Origin of the sequence: Kitasatospora sp. NPDC058032 (genome assembly GCF_042885845.1) — a bacterium.
Lineage (GTDB): Bacteria > Actinomycetota > Actinomycetes > Streptomycetales > Streptomycetaceae > Kitasatospora.
The window spans coordinates 1-22071 of record NZ_JBHVRK010000031.1 but is presented as its reverse complement, the minus strand read 5'-3'; the positions used below and the strand labels follow the sequence as shown (position 1 = coordinate 22071).

General features: G+C 67.1%; 9 protein-coding genes. 5 read left to right on the top strand and 4 right to left on the bottom strand.

Features of this window, described 5'->3' with window-relative positions; translation table 11 throughout:
• Positions 1-16: 16 nt before the first annotated feature.
• The 4 genes from ACFVUH_RS32495 (at position 17) to ACFVUH_RS32480 (ending at position 18355) form a co-directional block, all read left to right on the top strand.
• Entirely contained in the window at positions 17-3118 is a 3102-nt protein-coding gene (locus tag ACFVUH_RS32495) for a helicase-related protein (protein WP_387917050.1), read from the top strand.
• A gap of 52 nt (positions 3119-3170) precedes the next feature.
• Positions 3171-8816 (top strand): Eco57I restriction-modification methylase domain-containing protein, encoded by a 5646-nt coding sequence (locus tag ACFVUH_RS32490; protein ID WP_387917048.1) that lies wholly within the window; start codon positions 3171-3173, stop codon positions 8814-8816.
• A complete protein-coding gene (locus ACFVUH_RS32485; RefSeq protein WP_387917046.1) occupies positions 8813-15901 on the top strand; it encodes a DEAD/DEAH box helicase in 7089 nt (2362 codons plus the stop codon). The genes ACFVUH_RS32490 and ACFVUH_RS32485 overlap by 4 nt, the downstream gene beginning before the upstream one ends.
• Positions 15902-15970: 69 nt before the next feature.
• Positions 15971-18355: a UvrD-helicase domain-containing protein gene (locus ACFVUH_RS32480; protein WP_387917044.1), complete on the top strand. Its 2385-nt coding sequence runs from the start codon at positions 15971-15973 to the stop codon at positions 18353-18355.
• A 912-nt stretch (positions 18356-19267) separates the two neighbouring features.
• Here the strand turns inward: ACFVUH_RS32480 and ACFVUH_RS32475 are convergent.
• From ACFVUH_RS32475 to ACFVUH_RS32460, 4 genes are all read right to left on the bottom strand, one after another.
• The gene (locus ACFVUH_RS32475) at positions 19268-19588 is read right to left on the bottom strand and encodes a hypothetical protein (protein ID WP_387917043.1); all 321 of its coding nucleotides are present in this window, start codon (positions 19586-19588) and stop codon (positions 19268-19270) included.
• Positions 19589-19646: 58 nt separating this feature from the next.
• Complete coding sequence (locus tag ACFVUH_RS32470; protein WP_387917041.1) at positions 19647-19883, bottom strand: hypothetical protein; 237 nt, start codon at positions 19881-19883, stop codon at positions 19647-19649.
• Positions 19884-20368: 485 nt separating this feature from the next.
• Positions 20369-20788, bottom strand: a complete 420-nt coding sequence (locus ACFVUH_RS32465; RefSeq protein ID WP_387917040.1) for a RidA family protein — start codon at positions 20786-20788, stop codon at positions 20369-20371.
• A gap of 44 nt (positions 20789-20832) precedes the next feature.
• A complete protein-coding gene (locus tag ACFVUH_RS32460) occupies positions 20833-21339 on the bottom strand; it encodes a cupin domain-containing protein (protein ID WP_387917039.1) in 507 nt (168 codons plus the stop codon).
• Between the two features lie 85 nt (positions 21340-21424).
• Here ACFVUH_RS32460 and ACFVUH_RS32455 point away from each other — a divergent pair, with 85 nt between their 5' ends.
• On the top strand, positions 21425-21928 hold the full coding sequence (locus ACFVUH_RS32455) for a MarR family winged helix-turn-helix transcriptional regulator (protein WP_387917037.1): 504 nt from the start codon (positions 21425-21427) through the stop codon (positions 21926-21928).
• Positions 21929-22071: the final 143 nt, after the last annotated feature.

Below are 22071 nucleotides of genomic sequence, written 5' to 3'. Positions count from 1 at the left end.
GGAAGGACCAGCGCCAATGCCCGACGCAGTGACCGGACCCCGCGTGGCTGAGGACGAGCAGCAGGCGGAGGGCGCCCTGGACACTGCTGTTGGGCTGGGTCTGGCAGCCGGCGCTCAGATTGAGGTCCGCGACGAGGAATGGCTGGTCCGCAACTCCCGTCTCATCCGTCCTGGCGAGTACCTCATCGAGGCGACCGGTTCCTCCCCGCTCGTTCGCGGTCAGGAAGCCCGCTTCTTGACCTCTCTGGACACTCCCAGGGCGTTGCTCCCCGAGGAGACCCGGCTCGAGCCCGATCTGACCCCGGAATTTCGCTGTAGCAGGCTTTTCCTGGAAGCCGTGATGCGCAAGACCCCATTGCCGCAGTCCGAACGGGGACTCGCGGTCGCCGACAGTTTCCTCCTCGACGCGATGGATTACCAGCTTCGCCCTGCAGAGAAGGCCCTGGTCAACCCCGTACGTCCCCGCCTGCTGATCGGCGATGTGGTCGGCCTCGGCAAGACGCTGGAAATCGGCCTGCTGCTCGGCGAGCTCATCCGTCGTGGCCGTGGTGAACGCATTCTGGTCGTCACCCCGCCACCCGTGCTCGAACAGTTCCAGCATGAGTTGTGGACCCGCTTCTCCATTCCCCTGGTTCGACTGGACAGTGTCGGTCTGGCCAGAATTCAGCACCGCATCCCGGCCGGCCGCAACCCCTTCACCTTTTACAGGCGCGTCATCGTGTCCATGGACACCCTGAAGGACCGCGACCGCTACCTCCCGCTGCTGCGGCAGGTGCACTGGGATGCTGTGGTAATCGACGAGTCGCACAACCTCATCGGGGACGATCGCGCGCAGGGGAAAAACCCGAACCGGCGACGGGAGCTGGCTAAGGTCCTGGCTGCTCAGACCGACGCGCTGGTCTTCGCCAGCGCCACCCCGCACAACGGCAAGATGCGGTCCTTCGCCGGGTTGGTCAACCTTCTGGACCCGACCGCCATCAAAAACCCCGGCAAATACTCCGCGGATGACATCAAGCACCTCTACATCCGACGTACCAAGACCAATCCGGAGGTCGCCCGCAGCCTCAAGGACCACTGGGCTCCACGTGGGAGCTCGCTTCCGGTTCACTGTTCCGCGACGGAGCTGGAAGAACAGGTTTTCGCCGAGCTTGCCGAGGTCTGGCTGCGACGGCCCGAGCAGGCGACCCTGGACGGCGATGAGCCGAAGATCTCTCTGCGGGGCGATGATCGCCTCTTCCCCTACACCCTCCTCAAGTCTTTCCTCTCCTCCCACCGTGCCCTGTTCGAGACCGTCCGTAAGCGGCTCGGCAATCTGAAGCACCCGCTGGACAAGCCCTCGGTCACCGACGCCGCCGGCCCAGAGCCGGTGGTGGACGCTGTCAGCGCCGAGGTGCACTCGCTGCGCCGGCTGGCCTGGCTGGCACGGCGGATCGAGCACGAGGCCCTGCCCGGCACCGGAGCTGCGCCGGCGAAGCTCGCTGGGCTGGTGGCGGTCCTGAAGGAAAAGGGAGTTGGTAAGGGCAAGCAGGTGCGCGCCGTCGTCTTCTCCGAGCGGGTCGAGACTCTGAAGTGGCTCGGCGAGGTCGTCCCACCACTGCTCGGGTGGACGGACCGTGACGCGGCAGCCGAGGCCGTGAAGGTGCTGTACAGCGGTGTCCCGGAGGACGATCAGACAAAGTATGTCGAGGAGTTCGCGCTGGGCAGCGCCAAGGTGCGTCTGCTCCTCACTGGGGACGGCGCCTCCGAGGGCGTCAACCTGCACCGAGAATGCTCGTTGCTGCTGCACTGGGACCTGCCGTGGAGCCTGATCCGGATCGAGCAGCGCAATGGCCGCATCGACCGCTACGGACAGTCGACCCCGCCGGAGTTCCGGGCGATGATCCTCAAGACCAGTGTGCCGGACGCACTGGATGACACAGCGATCGCCGAGAGGTTGTTGGAGCGCGAGCGCATCGTCCACCGGGATTTGGGCACCGTCGAAGCGGTCACGCAGTACCACGATGCGGATGTCGAGGAAGACCGGCTGACTAGGAAGCTGCTCACCAGTCCGCCGGAGGAGGCTGTCCAGAGCTTGGAAGCGACGGCGCCCGCACCTCAGAAGCCTGAGGTGGCGGACGACGTGGAACAGGCGCCGCTCGCCCAGAGCACCATGGGCGAGTTCGGCATGGACTTCTTCGCCACGGACGATTACATCGCCGAGGCGGCGGACGAGACCGCGAAGCCGGAGACCGTGGATGGCGACGAACTGCCTGCGCCGCGGCGGGCGGTGCAGTTGCGGATGTTCGACACCACACGGGAGTTCGTCCGCGCGGCTCTCGAAGAGATCGACGATCTGAAGACCTACAAGCTTGGAGTTGAGTGGGACAGCGCCTCGGACCTGAGCTTCGATACACCTGAAGACTTGTCCGTTCGCTTCTCGGCCCTTCCGGCGAGCTACCGGCGCGAGCAGGAGATCGATAAGCGCGTCCGGCTGACCTTCAGCCCCTCCGACGCGGCAGAGTCGCTCAAGCGCGCGCGGCAGTCCACCGACTCGCTCTGGCCGGACAGCTCCTATGTCAGCGATCTGCATCCGGTGGTCGACTGGCTGGTGGACAAGGTCCTCGTGCAGCTGGGCCGACAGACGGCCCCGGTCCTGCAGACCTCCGTGTCCGAACCCGTATTCCTCGTCCAAGGCGTCTGGTCGAACGTGGAGGGTCGTCCGACCGTCGTCTCATGGATGGCCGTTGACCGCTTGCGCCTTCCAGTGTCGGAGCAGCGGGTGCGCGAACTCACCCGTGAGCTTCTCGGCGAGCTCGGAGTCGGCCCGGGCATGGATGACCACCGGGCTGCCGGCAACATCAACGCCCTGCGCGCTCTGGTGCCGGTCGCCGTGGCGAAGGCGCGTGTGCACATGGACGAGCTCAGGGCTGTCAGCAATGCCAAGGTGGACGAGCCGCTCGACAAGTTCCAGGACAAGATCAACATTTGGGCTGAGGAGACCAGCGGATCCAGTGGGAGCAGTACTCGACGCGGCACCGTCGTCGCGGCTGCCAACGAGCTGACGGAGCGCGTACGCAAGCTCCGCACGTCTGGTGAACCGCTGCTGCGTGTCCTGGCAGTCCTGGAGCCCGGGGCATGAGCGGACACTCCACTATGAGCATTGGCAAGCAGCACGGTCAGCAGGAGGAAGCGTGACATACGACTCGCTGGTCAACCGGGGCGAGTACCTCTCCGCCTTCTATCTTGACGACGTCCTGCCTGGAAAGATCAAGAGCGGTCTGCTCAAGGAGTGGACTGAGCGTGAGCGGCAGAAGCTTCATACCCCTCGTCAGGGTCTGCGCGACCTCTCCGACAAGCTGCTCGCGGCACGAGGTCAGCTCGTCGACGGAGCCGAGCGCTACAACGGCTGCGACGACCAGACCGCGGTCGCAGCCCTGGCCGAAGCCGCTCGGATCCTGAAGGCAGCCCCCGAAGACGCGACCCCCACCGTGACCCTTTGGACTCCTGCCCATTTCGGCCTGGACCCCGAGGGGGAATGGCGCGGCGCACTTCACCAGTGGCACGATCAGCTCATGCTGGCGCTCGGGATCACCCCTGCCCCGCAATTCCGCACCATGCAAAGCGCCGCCGGTCGGCACGCGATCCCGCTTGCGCACGCCGAGGACGGGCTCGTCGTCATCACTGGTGGCTTCGCCACTGACGTCGACGCGGCTCTGGATCCCTCGGGTGCCAATCGGCTGAGCGCGCCCGTCAGGGTGGCCACCGGGGAGCAGGTCACCACGGTCACCGCCCTGGCCCGCTGGCTTTTCCAGGCCGAGAACGCGCCCAGGTATGCCCTGTTGCTCTTTGGCAGCGTCGTCGTGCTCGCGGACTGCAACGTCTTCGGCCAGGGCCGCTATCTCGCTGTCAGCCTCGACATCGCGCTGCCCCGCAAGAAGGCCAAGGGCGCGACCGCTGGCGAGATCGACATCATCGCGACGCTCTTCGGGGCACCCTCGCTCCGGCCCGGCACGGATGGCGCCGAGGACGAGATCGCCAAGCTGATCGCTGCCTCCAACGAGCACGCGGTCGGTGTTTCCGCGGATCTGCGCAACGGTCTGCAGGAGTCGGTGCAACTGATCGCCAACGAGGTGCTCACGTTGGCCCGCGCCAAGGGAGTCGAGCCGGCGGACCTCGCCGAATGGCTTCCGCATGTGCTCAAGGAGCCCGGCGACCTGCCCCGGTTGCTGACCACCGAGGCCCTGCGCTACCTCTACCGGATCCTCTTCCTGCTCTACGCCGAAGCCCGGCCCGAGCTGAAGATCCTTCCGATGGACAGTGAGGAGTATGTCTCCGGCTACAGCCTCGCACGCTTGCGTGATCTCGTTGTCGCCGAGCAGCTCATCGACCCGCACTCGCGTGAGCGCTATCACTTCCACGAGTCCCTGGAACTCCTCTTCGAGAAGGTCTACACAGGTCACCCTGTCGCCGACACCGCTCGTGATCGTGGAGCTGTCTCCGAGCCCGCAGCTGACGAGCTTCTGCCGGACGATGGCCAACCAGGTGTCCGCATTGAGGCGCTGCGCTCAAGACTCTTCGACCCAGCGTCAATAAAGCTGATCGGACGGGTCCTCAAGGCGCCCGCGCACGCTGGATCGGAAGAGCGGCGAGGGCCGGATCGACTCGACCTACGGCCGCGCAACAAGACTCTGCACAAGGTGCTGCGGCTGCTCACCATCGCCAAGCCGCAAGGCGCGTCTCGGCGAGCGGGGTTCATCTCGTACGCCAAGCTGAGTATCAATCAACTCGGCGCGGTGTACGAGGGGTTGATGTCCTACACGGGATTCATCGCCGAGAAGCCGCTGTACGAGGTCGCGCCCAGTGGTGACCCCAAGGACGGCTTCTGGCTCATCACCGAATCCCAGGCCAAATCGGGCCGCTACCCTGACCCGGAGAACGGGGTCGGCAGCGTCTTCGTCAAGGACAAGGACCCCAGGACGCATGAGCTCGTCTCCCGCGTTCACCCGGTGGGCTCGTACGTGTACCGGCTGGCCGGCCGTGACCGGCAGACCAGCGCCTCCTACTACACGCCCGAGTCGCTGACCAAGGCGACTGTGGAACAGGCCCTGCGCTTTCGACTGCACCCCGAGGGTGACCCGGACCCGGCCAACTCGACGGTTACAGCGGCGGAGGTGCTGCGTTGGCGTGTCTGCGAGCCGGCCCTGGGTTCAGGTGCGTTCCTCAACGAGGCGGTGAATCAACTCGCAGACACCTACCTGCGGCTGGCGCAGAAGGAACGCGGACAGGACATTCCAGCCGAGGACTACCCGGCGGAGCTGCAGAAGGTCAAGGCGTACATCGCACTGCACAATGCGTACGGCGTAGACCTCAACCGCACGGCAGTGGAGCTCGCCGAGATCTCGCTGTGGCTCAATACCGTGCACCCGGGGATGAAGGCGCCGTGGTACGGGTTGCATCTGCACCGCGGCAACTCGCTCATCGGCGCGGCGCGCCGGGCCTACAGCGGCCAGGGGCTGTCGGCTGGCGGCTGGTTGAAGACCAAGGACCCGCAGCGACCGACGGCTTATCCGCTGGCGGGTGGGCCGATCCCGGGCAGGGCAGTGCACCAGTTCCTGCTGCCGGCCATGGGGTGGGGGAGCGTCACTGATGAGAGTGAGGCTGACCGGCTGGAGCCGGAGGCCGTCAGGGCACTGAAGGCGTGGCGCAAGGGCATCCGCAAGGGGCCGAAGGGCGAGGCGGCGAAGAAGACGGCGGGTCGGAAGAAGGCTGCTACTGCGTCGGCTGGAGGTTCCGCGACTGTTCTTGCAGCTGCTTCGGGCAGCGGGCATCAGCAGGTCACGGTTCGGATCGGAGTGCACCGGCAGGGCACCTTTGATCTTGGGCAGGAGATGTGGGAACAGGACACGCTGCTCAGTGGTGCGGGTCCCGGAGCTGACGTTGCGACGTCGCTGGCGGCACCGGAATTCGGCCGAGCTAAGCGGGGAACGGCAGCCATTAAAGCGGCAGCCAAGGCCGATCAACGCGCGGTCGCGCCGTACGTTCAGCCGCAGACGGGTCGGCTTCAGGCGCTGGCGCGGCGGGTGGAGTACCTGTGGGAGCTCGTCGTGAAGCGGTTGGAGCTCTCTGAGCAGGAGATCGCCCGGAGTATCGACGTCTGGGGTGCCTCGGAGGAGATGCTGGCTGAGCGGTCACTGCTGGGCGGCCGAGCGGTGGACCGCGACGCCGTACGTGAGGCGTTGCACTCTGTCGAGGGACCGTATTGGCGGCTCAAGCAGGTAATGGACGCTTGGTGCGCGCTGTGGTTCTGGCCGCTCGACAAGGTTGGCGAGCTGGACGGCACTGACGAGCTGTATGTCGGGCCGGAAGGCGAGGACCTGACGCTGCGAAAGAAGGGCCAGAGCGGGCGCAAGGTCGCGCTGAAGAATCTCGACGACTGGATCGAGTTCGCTGAGGCTGTCGTCGGTGCTGCGGACGTGGATCGTGATGGCGGCACGTTCTTTGATGTGGTTGAGGCGCGGACGCTCGCGGAGCTGGACGACTTCGAGGAGCAGCTGAACGCCACGATGGTCGACGCCACGGTGTGGGCCCGGGCGAACGACCTGGGGGAGCGGTTCCCGTGGAGCGGGACGGCCAGCCGGATCGCGGAACAGCACGGGTTTTTCCATTGGGAACTTGATTTCGCACACATTTTTAGTGATGGAGGGTTTGACCTACAGGTCGGGAATCCGCCGTGGGTCAAGCCGGAGTGGGATCAGGACGGGGCTCTGGCTGAATTTGAGCCCTGGTTCAAGCTGGAGGAAAAGTATACGACTGAGGCTCACAAAGAACGAAAGAACGAGGTTCTCGCACTGCCGGCAGCGAGGGCGGCTTTCCTGGGAGAGCTGGCCGACCATGCGGCAGTTTGGGAGTTTCTGAGTTCGGCGGACATGTACCCGGAGCTTGTGGGTACGCAGCCGGATCTCTATCGGGCGTTCATGTTGTTGTCTTGGAGGTGCGTCGGGGAACGTGGGATCTCGGGCTTGTTGCACCCCGCCACGCATCTGACAGGGACCAAGGACGGCAAGCTGCGGCGAGCCACGTATGGACATCTGCGGCTGCATGCCGACTTCGTGAATGCGAAGCACCTCTTTGCGCCGCCGGTTGGGCATACCATGCATTTCAGTCTCAATATCTACGGGGTTGAGCGTGAAATTCGATTCCAGCACGTCAACTGGTTGTTTCATCCGCTTGTTCTCGGAAAATCCATCTCCCATGATGGTGCTGGCGACGTGCCAGGAATCAAGCACAACGGCACCTGGGATCTGCGGCCGCACCGTGCCCGGATCACCATTGTGGATCGGGCGATCCTTGCGGACTGGCGAGATCTGGCAGGGGAGGAGAAATCTCTGCCACTCGAAGAAGTAAAGCTGCTCTTTCCGATCACTGCCGCCGAGCAGGACGCAATCGCTGCCCTGGCGCGGTGGCCCCATCGGCTAGGTGCAATGAAGCCACTCATTACTCGAGGATTCCACGAGAAGGATGACCGTGCGGCAGGGCATTTCAGCTGGGACTCTGGCCCTGCTGGCAGCCTCGGGCAGGTGATTCTGCAAGCACCGTTCTTCGGCGTTGCTACGCCGTTCGCGAAGCAGCCAGTGAATGGTGCAACGACTGCTCAGCAGGTGGAGTCATGGGATTCCGTCAGCCTCGCGCAAGATGCTATACCACGCACCAATTATCGCCCCACGCAGGATTCGGCGAAGTATGCGGCCGGGCTACGTCAGACTTCTTGGCTTGATGGCGAGCTATTGGAGAAGATGCGTGACGACAAGGCGGTGCTCGAGGTTGCTGGGAATATTGCGGACGAGAGTAGCGCCGAAGGCGTGGATCGGGAGTCTGTAATCGAACAGGTCCTCATGGACTGGGCAACGCGCTCGTATTCCAAGTTTTGGCGTGTTATTTGGCGTGAGATGATCCCGTCGGATACGGAGCGAAGTCTCTTTGCGAGCCTAATCCCAGTAGGAGTGGCTCATGTGCACACTGCTCGGAGCTCGGCTCTGCCTACTAAGGCGGAAACCGTGCTCGTTGCGGGATTTTTTGCGGCGCTTCCGCTGGACTACCTCCTCCGTGCCGCCAATCGACGCATGGACGTTACGGACGCGCGAAGCATGCCGGCTCCCTCCAAGGGCCATCCCCTCGCCTCGGCTCTCCTCCTCCGTACCCTGCGTCTCAATTGCCAGACCAACGCGTACGCTCCCCTCTGGGCCGAGCTATATGACGAGGCCTGGAGGCAAGACACTTGGGCGTCCGACTGGCCGGGTCTGCCACCTCTGGCCATGGGTGTCACCCCCACCTGGACCGCCGTCACCCCCCTCCGCGCCGAGCGCTCTCGCCGCTCGGCCCTCGTCGAGCTCGACGCCCTCGTCGCGGTTTGGCTCGGCATCACCGCTGACCAACTGATCGCCATGTACGACGCACGCTTCCCCGTGATGCAGCAGTACGAGGCGAACATGTGGTTCGACGCGGCCGGACGCCGCATCACCAAGGCACATCAGGTCCACGGCTACGGCCAACCCAAGGACGCTTGGAAGCAGCTCATCTCCCACGAGGACTACCCCCGGGAAGCCACGCTCCCTGCGGCCCCCACCCACCCCGCCCCGCTCCCAACCGAGAACTGGGAGTACTGCGCTCCGCTCCGCCGTGCCGACCGCGAGGCGGAAATGCGTGCGGCTCACGCCGAGTTCACCCGTCGCTTGCGGGCCGCCGGCTGGGAGCCCGGGATGTCGCAGGCGCCCGGTACCGTCGGCAGTGACGACACCAGCACGGACACCGCACCCCAGGAGGGCACCCCCGCATCATGAGGCCGACTCTCGCCGCGCAGGCCCTCCAGGAGACGCTGGTCCAGTACCTCGGCACCACCTTCGCGCTCGCGGACGACCGTACCCGCGAGGCATTGGAAGGGTTCTTGAACGACCCGGCCGACGGGCTGTTCCGCGGTCCGTACCTGCGCATCCGTCGGCCGTTCAAGGCGGCGAACGATGGTTGGCAGCAACATCTCGACTGGTGGCCGGCGGGCTTCCGACCCTACGCCCACCAGGCTGAGGCATTCGCGCGGTTGAGTACCAAGACGGGCCCGGCCGAGCCGACAATGGTCACCACCGGTACCGGCTCCGGCAAGACCGAGTCCTTCCTCATCCCGGTGCTCGACCACTGCCGCCGGGCACGACTCGCGGGCCGCCCCGGGGTCAAGGCCGTCCTGCTCTACCCGATGAACGCCCTCGCCGGTGACCAGGCCGACCGTATCGGCAAGCTCCTGGCGGACGACCGGGTGTCGGAGGTCACCGCCGGCCTGTACATCGGTGACAAGCCAGGTGGCGGCAGCAAGGCATCGCCGTACGGCCGGGTGATGACCAATCGTCAGGAGATCCGCCGCAACCCCCCGGATATCCTGATCACCAACTACAAGATGTTGGATATCCTGCTGCAGCGTCAGCTGGACGCCCCGCTTTGGCAGGACGCGGATCTCGCCTACATCGTCATCGACGAGTTCCATACCTATGACGGCGCTCAGGGCACCGACGTCGCCATGCTGCTGCGCCGCCTCGCCTCCGTCGTCGGCGCCTCGAAGGACGGTCGGCCGCTGGGCGCGATCTGCCCAGTCGCCACCTCAGCGACCCTCGGTGCTTCGTTGTCACAATCCGGGGAGATTCCGCAGGCGGATGGCACAGCTACGGCGCCCGGCGCCGACCCTGCTAGGTCCATGCTTCACGTCGCCTCACAGGTCTTCGGTACGCGCTTCCCCGCCGACTCGGTGATCGGCGAGGATCGTCGTGACCTGAATGCGTTTCTCCAGCCCGAGGACCTGACCCTTCCGCTCCCCGGTCCCCAGGAGCTTGCCGCCCTGCCCGACCCGTCCAGGAGTCCTGAGGGGTTGGCCGCCGTCGCTGTGGCCGTTCTCGGTTGCGATCTGACGGACAAGCAAGAGATTGCCCGCCGGCTCCTTCGCCACCCGATCACCCACGCGCTGTTGCGGAGGGAGATTGACGCCCCTCTGACCTCGCCCCAGGTGCTGGCGGCATTCGATTCCACGTCCCTCTGGCGCAACGCCGCCGAGCAGTCTCCCGAAGTTGCAGCGACAGCCTTGGCGCGGTTCATCGCGCTGATCTCGGTTGCTCGGGACCCGGACGCTCCAGAGCATGAAAAGCGGCCATTGCTGCAGGTGGAGACCCATCTGTGGGTACGAGCGCTGTCCCGTGTGCTCCGTACGGTCTCGACCGTTCCCGACTTCGCCTGGAGCGACGCGGACCGGGCCACGCCGACGGCCAGGGCATCGGCCGCCATCGGCCGCGGGGCTGCTGCCTCGCGGGGCCCGGGAGGCGCGCGTCTGCCTGCGATCTACTGCCGCCACTGCGGGCGGTCCGGCTGGTCCGCGATCTCGCCCGAGCGCAATCCCGGGGCACTGGTCACGGCTTCGGACGAGATCTACCGCCGTAGCGCGGCAGGTGGCACCAACAAGGCGCGGGTGCGTGCGCTGATCGCGGCCAGTGCGGCCGAGGCGGCGGACCAGGCTCGTTTGATAAGGGACAGCCGGGCCCGTCGCGGCCGTCGAGCAGCCGACGCCGAGGCCACTGTTCGCCTGCTTGAATCCTCGGGCGCGGAACTCTCGAAGTTGGACCCTGACGAGATGCTGGCCACAGACGGTACCGCCCTGCCGGCCCCGCGCGGCGGCGTCTACGTCAAAGTCAAGTTCGAGGGCGCAGAAGCCGACGCGGCCGCCAAGGATGACCAGTGCCCGGCCTGCGGGCAGGCCCAGGGCATTCGCTTTCTCGGTGCCGGTGTGGCTCCGCTGACCTCGGTCGTGGTCACCCAGCTGTTCACCGGCGGCGAGTTGCCCAAGAAGGACCCGAAGGACCCGGAGAGCACTGACCGCCGCAAGACCCTGATCTTCAACGACTCCGTCCAGGACGCCGCGCAGCGCGCGGGCTTCGTCGCCAGCCGGGCCTGGAAGTTCTCGCTGCGCTCGCTCATCATCGAGCAGCTGCTGCAACCTCGCGCCACCGGAGCGCAGCCGGACGATCCGCTGCAGCTGGACACCGGCGATCCAGACGGTGTGCCGCTGAACCACCTGATCGCTGCGCTGGTACGCCGGGCCGCTGCGCCGCAGGAGCACTTGCTGGCCTCGGTGATTCCGCCGGACCTGCATGACCTCGACCGGGTCGGAGCCCTGCTGCGAGGCAACAAGCGTATCCCGTACCCCACGTGGTCGCTCGTAGGTGAGCGGCTGGCGCTCAACACGCTGCTGGAGTTCGGGCTGTACTCCCGGCAGGGCCGCACGCTGGAACTGACCCGCACGGTTGCCGCGGAGGTCCACCTGACCGACGCCCGCAAGGCGGCGGAGACCGCCCGAGCCATCTACCAGAGACAGCTGCTCGACCTCCTGCCGCAGGATGTGGACGACAAGGACACTGCCTCGCCGATTCCTGCGGGAGACCAGGACGCTCTGCGGCACTTCGAGGGCTTCGTCCGGGGACTGCTCGAGCACCTGCGTGAAGGAGGTGGCATCCACCACCGCTGGCTGGACCAGTTCATCGAGGGCGAAGGCCGGAATCGCCACTCGGTGTGGTCGGGCCGCCCTGAAGGCATGCAGGCCTTCGGGAAGAACGCCAACGCTCCCGCCTTTCTTGTGCTCGGGGCCCGACCCGGCCCGACGGACTTCGACCGGGTCGACTCCAAGGACAGTTGGTATGCAGACTGGACGCACCGGTGCCTGGGCCTGGACCAGACGGCGGCGGCGACTTACCTGGCCGAGCTGATCCCGGCGCTGGCGAACGAGAGCATCGGTGCGATCGCCGCCCACAGGCCCAAGGGCGGCCAGGCAGTTCGCGCCCCTGGTGCGGCGGCCGGCGTCTACGGACTGACCGCCGGCCATGTACGGGTGCGACTGCTCACGGATGCTCAGGTGGGCAGGGCTGGTGTGGGCTGCCCTGAGTGTGGGTGGACCCAGACGGTACACCCGGACCGGATCGAGATCTGGATCGGCCTGCCGTGCCCGCTGAAGCGCTGCAGTGGCTACCTCATCGGCTCGTTGGGCCAGTCGCAGGAGGCTGATGCCGGAGCGCCTTCGCCCGCATCGCCCGCCGGCCGCACGGCCCGAGACCACCGCGAGGACTACTACCGCACCCTCTACCGCAAGGGCGGCGCATACAGCGTGGTGGCCGCTGAGCACACCGGTGTGCTGACCCGCGCAGAGCGCGAGGCCGTGGAGAGGGGTTTCCGCGAGGGCCTGCGACACACCGACCCCAATGTCCTGTCCTGCACGCCGACTCTTGAGTTGGGCATCGACATCGGCGACCTGGAGGCGGTGATCCTTGCCTCGCTGCCGCCCGGCACCGCCAACTACGTCCAGCGGGTCGGCCGAGCCGGCCGCAGCACCGGCAACGCGCTGTTGGTCAGCATCGCGGACAACAGTCCCCGTGCGCTCTATCATCTGTCCGACCCCACGCAGTTGATTGCGGGTCGGATTCTTCCCCCCGGTTGCTTCCTGTCCGCAGTGGAACTGCTGCGCCGCCAGTACACGGCTCACCTGGTCGACCTGGCCGCGCGCGTCCAACTAGGCGATCTGCTCCCGATGCCGGAACGGGCCTCGCAACTGACCGGCCGCACCGGTTGGCTGAAGGCCTTCGCCAAGGCGGCCACAGAACGGCACGAGCTCGTTGAGACGTTCATCGGGCTGTTCCCCGCGCTCGACGGCGTCCTCGACTCGGGAGCGTCACCCGAGGCGGCGGACGCGCTGCGGAAGTACGCCGCAGAGGAGTTGGCCGAGCGCTGCGCCGACGCCGAGGAGGCGTGGGAGGCTCAGCGGCGTCAGCTGATCGAACGCAAACAAGTCATTGATGACGCAGCGGAGGCTCTTCTCGACCAAGTGGAGGACCAGGCACGGGAGAAGCGTGGACTGCAGCGCGAGGCCAGCGCTGTCGCGGGGCGCATCACTGAGCTGGGTAAGGCCAGTGCCCAGGCATTCCTCGTCGAGCAGGGCCTGCTGCCCAACTACAGCCTCGTCGACAACGCTGTGGCCCTGGAGGCGGTGCTCACCCGCAAGGAGCCGTCAAAAAAGCAGCAGGCAGTGCAGGGGATGCCGGATGGCGGGAAGCCCCGGGTCACCTACCGCTCCGAGTTGCGCACCTACGAGCGTCCGGCTGCGATGGCCCTGGCCGAGCTGGCGCCCGGCAACTCGTACTACGTCAACGGCTACCGGCACGAGATCGATGGCATCGACCTCGGTCTTCGAAGCAAGTCTGACAACAGCAGCTCCGACGCTGTGCAGACCTGGAGAGTCTGTCCGGAGTGCGGGCATGTCCGTACGGAGCGCGCCGCCGAGGATAGAAGCGCATGCCCACGGTGCAGCGGCTCGGGTATCGGGGGCCGTTCCGCCGCGATGGACGTTATCGTGCCCCGCAAGGTGACCGCCCGCGACAAGCGTGACGATGCCCGTATCGTTGACGACCAGGAGAATCGCAAGATCGGCCGCTACACGTTTGCCGCAGCCGTGGACGTCGACCCGGACGAGATCAAGGACTCTTGGCGGCACAGCCACGCGACCTTCGGCGTCGAGCACATCCGCGAGGCCGTCATCCGCCGCTTCAACCTCGGCCCCACTCGTTACGGCCGCCGCGCCGACCGCTACCTCGCAGGTCAGGCCGTCCATGTCACCGGCTTCACCCTCTGCCCCGACTGCGGTGGAGCCTCCGACCGCGAGCCCGGCAACGGGCCCGTGCAGGAGGAGCTCAGCGAGTCGCTGGCCGGCCGGCCGGAGCTCGCGCACCACCGGCCCTGGTGTCCCACCCGCCGCCCCGGACGCCCGAAGACCCCGGATGACCGACGAGTCGTCACGGCTCACGAACACCACACCGAGGCACTGCGCATCCTGCTGCCCGCGGCCACGTTCCAGGTCGAGGAGCGGCTCGCCTCGTTCTCCGCCGCCCTGCACCTCGGCCTCGCGCTGAGCTACGGCGGCGATCCGGCCCACATCAGCTCCACGACCTCCACCCGCCCCGACCGGGAGACCGGCCTGACCCAGCATTTCTTGGTCCTCTACGACGCGTTGGTCGGCGGAACCGGCTACCTGCAGCGCTTGGTCGACCGTGAGGGTGAGGAACTGCGCGCCGTCCTCGCACAAGCACAGGCCGCACTGAATGCCTGCCCCTGCGCGAAAGAGCCCCGTAAGGCTTGCCATCTCTGCCTGCTGAGCTATGTCGACCAGCGGGACTTCAAGCTGGTGGATCGTCAGGAAGCCCTGTGGATGCTCAATGAGCTGCTCGGCCGGGACGGCTCCAGCGGCTGGTCCGTCAGTCATGAGCCGAGCTCCGCGGCCCGCTTCGCCGAGCAGGCGGAGAGCGACCTGGAACGTCGATTCCTGCACACCCTGGACCGCTGGCTGGAGAGTACGGCCGTCAAGGCGAGCGAGGTTCTGCACGAGGAAACCCCGACCGGCCGGCTGGGAAAGCAGTTCGACCTGCTGCGCCATGACGGCGCTCGGGTGCCGTGGGAGGTCGTCGCGCAGAAGGACCTGCCTGAGCACCGCACTCGCCCCGATCTGTTGTTCCGCCCCCGGGCCGGCTCCGGAGACGGTGAGACTCCGGCTGTGGCGGTCTATCTCGATGGCTACCGCTGGCACGCCAGCGAGCGCACCAACCGGATAGCGGGCGACGCCGCCAGGCGGGCTCGCGTGCGGGCCGACGGTACGCTCGTCTGGCAGATCACCTGGGATGACGTTGTCGCCTGGGACAAGCAACTCAAAACGGACGAGGGCGTCCAGGCCGCGGACCCCGACGCGGAACCGCGGCCGGATCCGCTTGCGGCCACCCTCGCCGGACCCGCTGCGGAGAAGGCCTGGCCGCCGTACGACATCGTCGGAGGCGCTGGGGCGCGCGTGCGTGCCCAGTGGCAGCAGCAAGGCCATCGTCCTGAGGACCTGGACTCCGTAGCCTTCGCCGGAGCGATCCCGAGCCTGCTCGACTTCCTGCGAAATCCTGATCCGCAGCACTGGCAACGGATCGCCAAGGCGGTGCTGTCCGGTCTTGTTCTGACTACCCCGCCCGACAAGCGGATCCAGGCCGCTCGTTCCGAGCTTCCTGGTCTGGTCGGCGCGGTACTCAGCGACCGGCAGCCACCCCTGACAACGGGTGGGGACATCCGTCTCTTCGCCGCTCGCGACAACTCCGGACTGCCCATCACGCTGATCGCCGACCCGACCGGGGGACCGGCCCAGTTGACTGCCCTCGCCGTTCTCGACGACCGAGCTGACGCGCTGGCCGGGGACAACGACCTGCACCGCCGGCGCTGGAAGGCGTGGCTATGCTGGGGCAACTTGATCCAGTTCCTCAACCCGTACGGCCTCGGGCGAGTCGACGGTCTGCTCCTAGCGCGGACCGCTCTTGACGGCTTCGACGTCCGTCTCCTCGCCGCGGCTGACGAAGTGGGCACCGGCGTGCTCGGCGCTGTGCGCGAGGCGGCGCCGGGCACGGGACTTGTCATCCCGTCGGACCTGGAGCTCCCAGCGGCTGATCCGGCCGCAGCTCCGGCCGAGAGCCCTGTGACGACGCAGGCCGCGGGCGTCGCCGCCTGGAAGACCGTTCTCGACGGGCTCGCGCGCGTCGGCGAAACCGCCCTGGAGGAGTTGGCGCGTCAGCTCTGCGAGCGTGGAGACGTCCCGGCCGGACACGCGGGGTACGACGCGATCGACATCAAGGGCGTGCCGATCGAACTGGCCTGGCCCGAGTCGCGTGTTGGTGTGGTCCCGGAGGAGGACGCAGCGGACGAGGATTTCATGAGGCGCTGCCGTCACGCCGGTTGGGAGGTTCGTGCCCCAGGGGGATGGTCCGTAACGGAACTCGCTGAGAGAATCAAGAACAGCAGTCCGCCCCGGACGGACTCCGTCCCGTCCTGAATCCTGCTCGCGGTGCCGCACCAGCGCCGTCCCGCACAACCTCTTGACGAAGCCTGAAGGAGCCGCACGTTGAGCAGTAAGACCGATGTCCAGGTCTCCCCACAGGCAGATGCGGACATGCGGCGGCTCGGGCGGGGCGCCAGAAACGCGGTACTCGACTTCGTCCGTCGAGTCCGGGAGGACCGGACCAATCGCTCTCTGCTGCTGAGGCCGCTGCGGAGGGTCGGCAGCAACGGCACGCTGTACACCGCAGTGGTGGACGAGCAGCTCATGGCCCTCCTGCTTGAGACCGAAGGCACCCACTTCGCTGTTCTCGCTATTCGGTATGGACCTCAGGTGTACGAGGTGCTGAAGGGCATCCAGGTCGAGGTCAACCAGGTTTCGGGTGGGATCGAACTCATTGATCCCACCCAGGTCACGGCCAACGTCGTCATCCTGGCCGAGCACTCCTCGAAGGCATCGGACGAGGCCTCGCAGGTGCCCCAGGATGCGCCTGCGAGGTCCGGGGCAGTGACGTTGTCATCCTTGGCATCGATCGAAGGCCAGGTGCCGCTCCGTCTCCCGGTACCCCTGTTCGCAAAGCACGATGACGAGACGCTGATCAGGCTCGGACTGATCGCCAGTCTACTCCCGTCGGTTCGACGGCTCACCAATGAGGACCAACTCCTCGCCCTGGTCGAGCAGAACATCCCCCAACTGTCTAAGGAGGTCCTGCTCTACCTCTACGACGGCAAGGATCCGGAGCAGGTACGTGAGCAGGTCACCAGACTCTGGGAAGCACCGGAGGCGGTGGACCCCGCGGACTGGGCCCGAGCCGCCCGGCGGCCGGTGTCCCAGGTCAGTACGGAAGATCCTGCTGTTCTGGCGGCGCTGGGCGAGGGTTTTGAGGCATGGCGGCTCTTCCTGCACCCTGAGCAGCAGCGCCTCGCGACCACGGATTTCAAGGGTTCGGCGAAAGTCACCGGCGGTCCCGGCACAGGCAAGACGGTGGTGGCACTGCATCGTGTCCGCCACCTGGTCAGCAAGCTACCGCCCGGACACACCAAGCCCGTGCTGTTGACTACGTTCAACCCGAACCTCGCGGCCGACCTTAAGCAGCGTCTGGACAGCCTTGGCGGGCGCGAGTTGCTCGCTCGAGTGGACATCAAGTCCGTGGATCAGCTGGCGAGGGAGGTTGTGGTTCAGGACCCGCATGCTCGCATCGGCAGGCCGATCGATGACAACGCCGTCCGCGACCACTGGTTCGCTGTCCGGATTGAGGCTGGGGAGGATGAGTTCGACCCCGAGTTCCTGGACGCCGAGTGGAAGCACGTGATCCTTGCCCAGGGCTTGGGCAACCTGCGGGCCTATCTGCGCGCCGACCGAGACGGGCGTGGCGGACAGCTCCAGCGACCCCAACGGATCCGGATCTGGAACCTCGTCGAGGCGCTCACCGAGCGCCTCGTACGAGTCGGACAGGTCACCTGGGCTCAGCTCGCGAGTCAGGCCGCGGACATCGAACACCACCGCATGGCGCGAGTTGAGGAGCAGGCGCACTACAAGGATGAGCACGGAGGCGTGGACCTGATCCACCGTGAGGCCAGTAGTGGGATGTGGCTCAAGCCCCGTTACCGCCACATCGTGGTCGATGAGGCTCAGGACCTGTCTGCCTCGCACTGGCGGATGCTGCGTGCGATGGTCGCGCCGCTGGCGAACGACATCTTCCTGGTGGGGGACGCCCATCAGAGGATCTACGCTCATCGCGTCGTCCTCGGACGGTACGGCATCCTGACCAAGGGGCGCAGTTCGAGGCGCCTGACGCTCAACTACCGGACCAGCCGTCAAATCCTCGGCAGTGCAAGGGGCCTCATCGAGGGCGAGCAGTTCGACGATCTCGACGAGGGAAAAGACAGCCTCGACGGTTACCGCTCGGTGCTCTCGGGTCTGGGCCCCCAGTACTACCGCTCACCGGATTGGGTAAGCGAGCAGCGAACGATCGCCGAGCTGCTCCGGGATCGATTCGAGCAGCACGGCACCCCCTGGGAGGCTATGGCGGTGAGCGTGCCTGACCGGGACTCCGTGACCCAGCTCGCCACTACCCTGAGCCGCTCCGGAATCCCCGCGACCGAGATCGGCCCTGACGGCCCGAAGGGCCGCGAAGGCGTGCGGATCGGGACGATGTTCCGCTTCAAGGGGCTGGAGTTCCAGCGAGTTTTCCTTGCCGGTGTAGCAGCTGGTCTGTTCCCTGACCAGCGGGTCGAGCAGTACCGACATGTGGACCCGAAGCGCTACCAGAGTGAACTCCAGCGCGCCCGGTCGTTGGTCTTCGTCGCCGCCACTCGGGCGCGGGACGAACTAATCATTAGCTGGAACGGCCGCCCGAGCTCCTTCCTGCCTCCGGATGCGGTAGCCCGGGCGATCACCCGCAGCCCGGGAGATCTCGCGGATGGTCCGTCGTCAAGCTCCGCGGCTTGATCAGGCGCTGGCTACTTGAGATCGGCTCGAGCCGGAGCTTTCAGCAGAAGGGGAGGGATCCCTGTTCGGAGGGCGTGAACCGGGGGGCGACTAATTGTGCGCTTCGGTTGCTGGCAGGCCAAGAAGAGGCTGTCTCTGTATGACGTTGGCCGTCCTCCGGCGCCAGATCGACGCAGTACGTCCACGACCCGTGCCCGGCCTCCTCCAACAACCGGACACACCACGCACCCAACTGCCGCCCGCCCTCGTCCTTGCACCCGCACCGTTGGTACGCCCTGCCCCGCTGCGCCCGCTGTCCCATGTGCTTCTCCTTTTTGAACGCGGTGACCCTGGTCCAAGGCTTGCCGTTCGGCCGGGCGTGGCGGCAGAGTGTGCGGGGCGGTGCGCGAGGCACGTCAGAACCAGCCGGCGAGGACACGCTCAAGACGACACACCGCTCGGGAGATCACCATCCGTATCCGGCGGGTAGTCGACCTTGATCCGCCCGGGGCGCCCAGGCTGGTCAGTGGCAACGCATCATGGGTCACGGCTGCCTGCGAGCGGGCTCTTCTGAAGGGCCGACAGATTGCTGTTACTCGCGGTGACCAAGGCCGGTCCGGGGGCCTGGGGACCATTTGGGGACCAGTTCGGGACCGCGCCTGTTGAGCGCCCGTGAGCGCCCGTGGACGATAACGGGCATCTATGTACGAACTTGCACCCGACTGAGCATCGAGCGGGATCGAGTCCTGCCGACCATGGATCTCCGCCACGAGTTTCAACGTTCCTTGTTCTAAGCATAGTTGGGCAACAAAAAAGCCGAGGCCTCAAGGCGTCGGCTGCCGACAATAGTTGAACCCATTGACTGGGGGTCAAGGGGTCGCAGGTTCAAATCCTGTCGTCCCGACCAGCGTTTTCGCAGGTCGTAGGCCGCTTTCACCGAAAGGTGGAAGCGGCCTTTTTGATGTTCCGTCGGCTGGTGGTCGCGGTGTGGTCCCGCCATTTCGTCGGCGCGGCATTCCGGCGGGTCGGGCGGGTCCTGCGTGTGGGACGGATGGTGGGCCGGGTCGTACGTCTCGGGGTGGTGTGGCGGCCGTATCTGGCGTCGCTGTCGGCCTGGTTGAGGGCGTGGTCGATGGCGTCGACGGCTTCGCGGGCGGCTCGGGCGCTGAGGAAGTGGTGGATGTCGACGGTCGTGGACAGGGTGGAGTGGCGCAGGGTCTTGGAGGCGATGGGGACCGGGACGTGCTCGTCCATGGCGAGGGTGCAGGCGAGGTGGGGCAGGTCGTGGAGGCGGATGACGGGGACCCCGGCGTCACGGCAGAGGCGGTGGAAGCGGTCGAGGACGTAGCCGGGGCGTAGTGGCCGGCCGTGGCGGTGGAAGGTGGGGGGAGGGGTTGGGGCCGCGGAAGATGGCGGGGGTGATCTGGTCGGCGATGGCGTCGGAGGCGCGGTCGGACGGGGCGACCCACTTGCGGCTGGAGCGGGTCTTGGGGGCGGTGAAGGCGAGCTGGTTGTTGGCGACGGCGGCGAGGGTCCAGCGGATGGACATGAAGCGCTTGTCGAGGTAGGCGTCGTCCTCGTGGAGGGCGAGGGCCTCCCCTCGGCGGATGCCGGAGCCGATGAGCAGCTCGGTGAAGTTGGCGATGAGGGGGTCGGCCCCGTGGGCGTAGCGCAGGAAGCGGGCGGCCTGGTCGGCGGTCCGCTGGGGCCGCGAGCCGGGGCGGCGGCGGAGGGGCTTTGCGGGAGAAAATCCCGGGGAGCTGGGTCGTGCTCGTCCTGAGGTTTATCGAATTCCATCGAGAAATCAGCAGATCGATTTTCCTGCGGGCGCAGGTCGGCGCCCTGCCTGCGGCGAGGAATCCAGGCCGACTGTCAGCTGGGGGGAATTCCGTTGCCTGATCATGTCTCAGCCCTGTTCCCCGGGGTGGCTGCGGAGAGTGACATCTATGGGACGTGAGCGGTCCGCGCCGGCTCGAACGGCGGCGGTACGGCGAGGGGTCCCACCGATCGGTGGGACCCCTGCGCGCGGGTGGGTCAGCCCGCTGCCCCCGCCGTCGGCCGGACGGCGACCGCATCGATCTCGAAGAGCATCCCCGGCAGGGCGAGCGAGGCGACCCCGCTGAGCGTCTGCGCGGGCAGCCGGTCGCCCCAGGCCCCGGCCAGGGCCTTGCCGAGGACGGCCAGCTTCTCCGGGTCGTGGTCGACGATGTACGAGCCGAGCCGGACCACGTGCTCGAAGCCGAGTCCGACCCCGGCGAGCGCGGTGCGCAGGTTGGCGAGGGCGAGCTCCACCTGGGCGGCGAAGTCGCCGGGCACGACCTGACCGCTGGCGTCGGAGGCGTACTGACCGCCGATGAACACCGGTTCGCCGGGCGCGGAGGCGGCGTGGCTGTAGCCGAACGGCGTCGGGTCGTGCAGGCCGGGCGGGTTGGTGATGGTGCGGGTGTCGGTCACGGGGTTCCTTCCCTGGTGTCGGGCCGAGCTCGGTGCCGGGCGGTCTACGGCTCGGACCGGGTGGCTTCCTCCCGGGCGTCGCGCCAACTCGGCGACTCCAGGAAGTGGTTGTCGAAGAGGTTCTGCTTGGCGAGCAGTTCCTCGATCGTCGCCTCGCCGGCGCGGATCCGCTCCAGCAGGCGGAAGTAGTCGAAGCGTTCCACCCCGGGGGTGATCACGATCAGCAGGTCCGCCCCGGAGTCCGGCGCCGCCGCGAAGGCATGCGGCAGATGGGGCGGCACCACCACGAGGTCGCCGCTCCGGGCGGTGACCACCTCGTTCCCGGCCAGCACCTGGGCCGAGCCGTCGACGACGAAGAACAGCTCCGAGGAACCCCCGTGGTAGTGCGGAGTGGCGCCGTCCTTGCCGCGCCCCAGTGTGACGCGCAGGGTGCTCAGGGCGCCGCCGGTGGCGCTGGAGTCCGCCAGCAGCCGCCCCTTGCCGCCGAGCATTCCGACGGTCTCGGCTTCGTCGCCCCGCACCACCACGGCTTCCGGTCCGATCAACGTCATTGGCCTCTCCCCACAGCGAGCGTTCCGATAGTTCCCTGGCTGATAGTACTGCGTCTAACTATCTCCCGTCGAATAATATGGCCCTATGGATCACGTGGACGTCATGCTCGACCAGTGGAGCCGGGAGCGCCCGGACCTTGACCTGGCGGCGGTCGGTACCGTCGGCCGCCTCGGCCGCTTCGCGCTGCTCGCGGGCCGGGTCGTCGAAGAGGTGTTCAAGCAACACGGCCTCCAGCGCGGCGAGTTCGACGTTCTCGCCGCCCTGCGCCGCTCCGGCGCGCCGTACGAACTGATGCCCTCCGAACTCGCCGCGCTGCTGCTGATGTCGCGGGCCGGCATGACCAGCCGGATCGACCGGCTGGAATCGGCGGGCCTGGTGGAACGCAGCACCGACCCGGCGGACCGGCGCAGCGTCCGCATCGCCCTCACCGCGGCCGGACGCGCCCTCGTGGACGCCGCCTTCACTGACCACGCGGCCAACGAGACCGCGCTGCTCTCCGCCCTCTCGGGGGAGGAACGGGCCACCCTGGACGGGCTCCTGCGCAAGCTGCTCGCCGACGTCGAGGGCGCGGAGAGCCCGGCGCCCTGATGGCCCCGCCCGACGCCCCCGCCCGCGGTCCAGCCGCCCGCGACCGCTCCGGAACGCCGTCGGGGCCCCGGACCCGGGGACGGGGACAGCGGGCCCCACCCCCCCCGCGGGGGCGCGCGGGTCGAAAAACCCACCGAGACGGG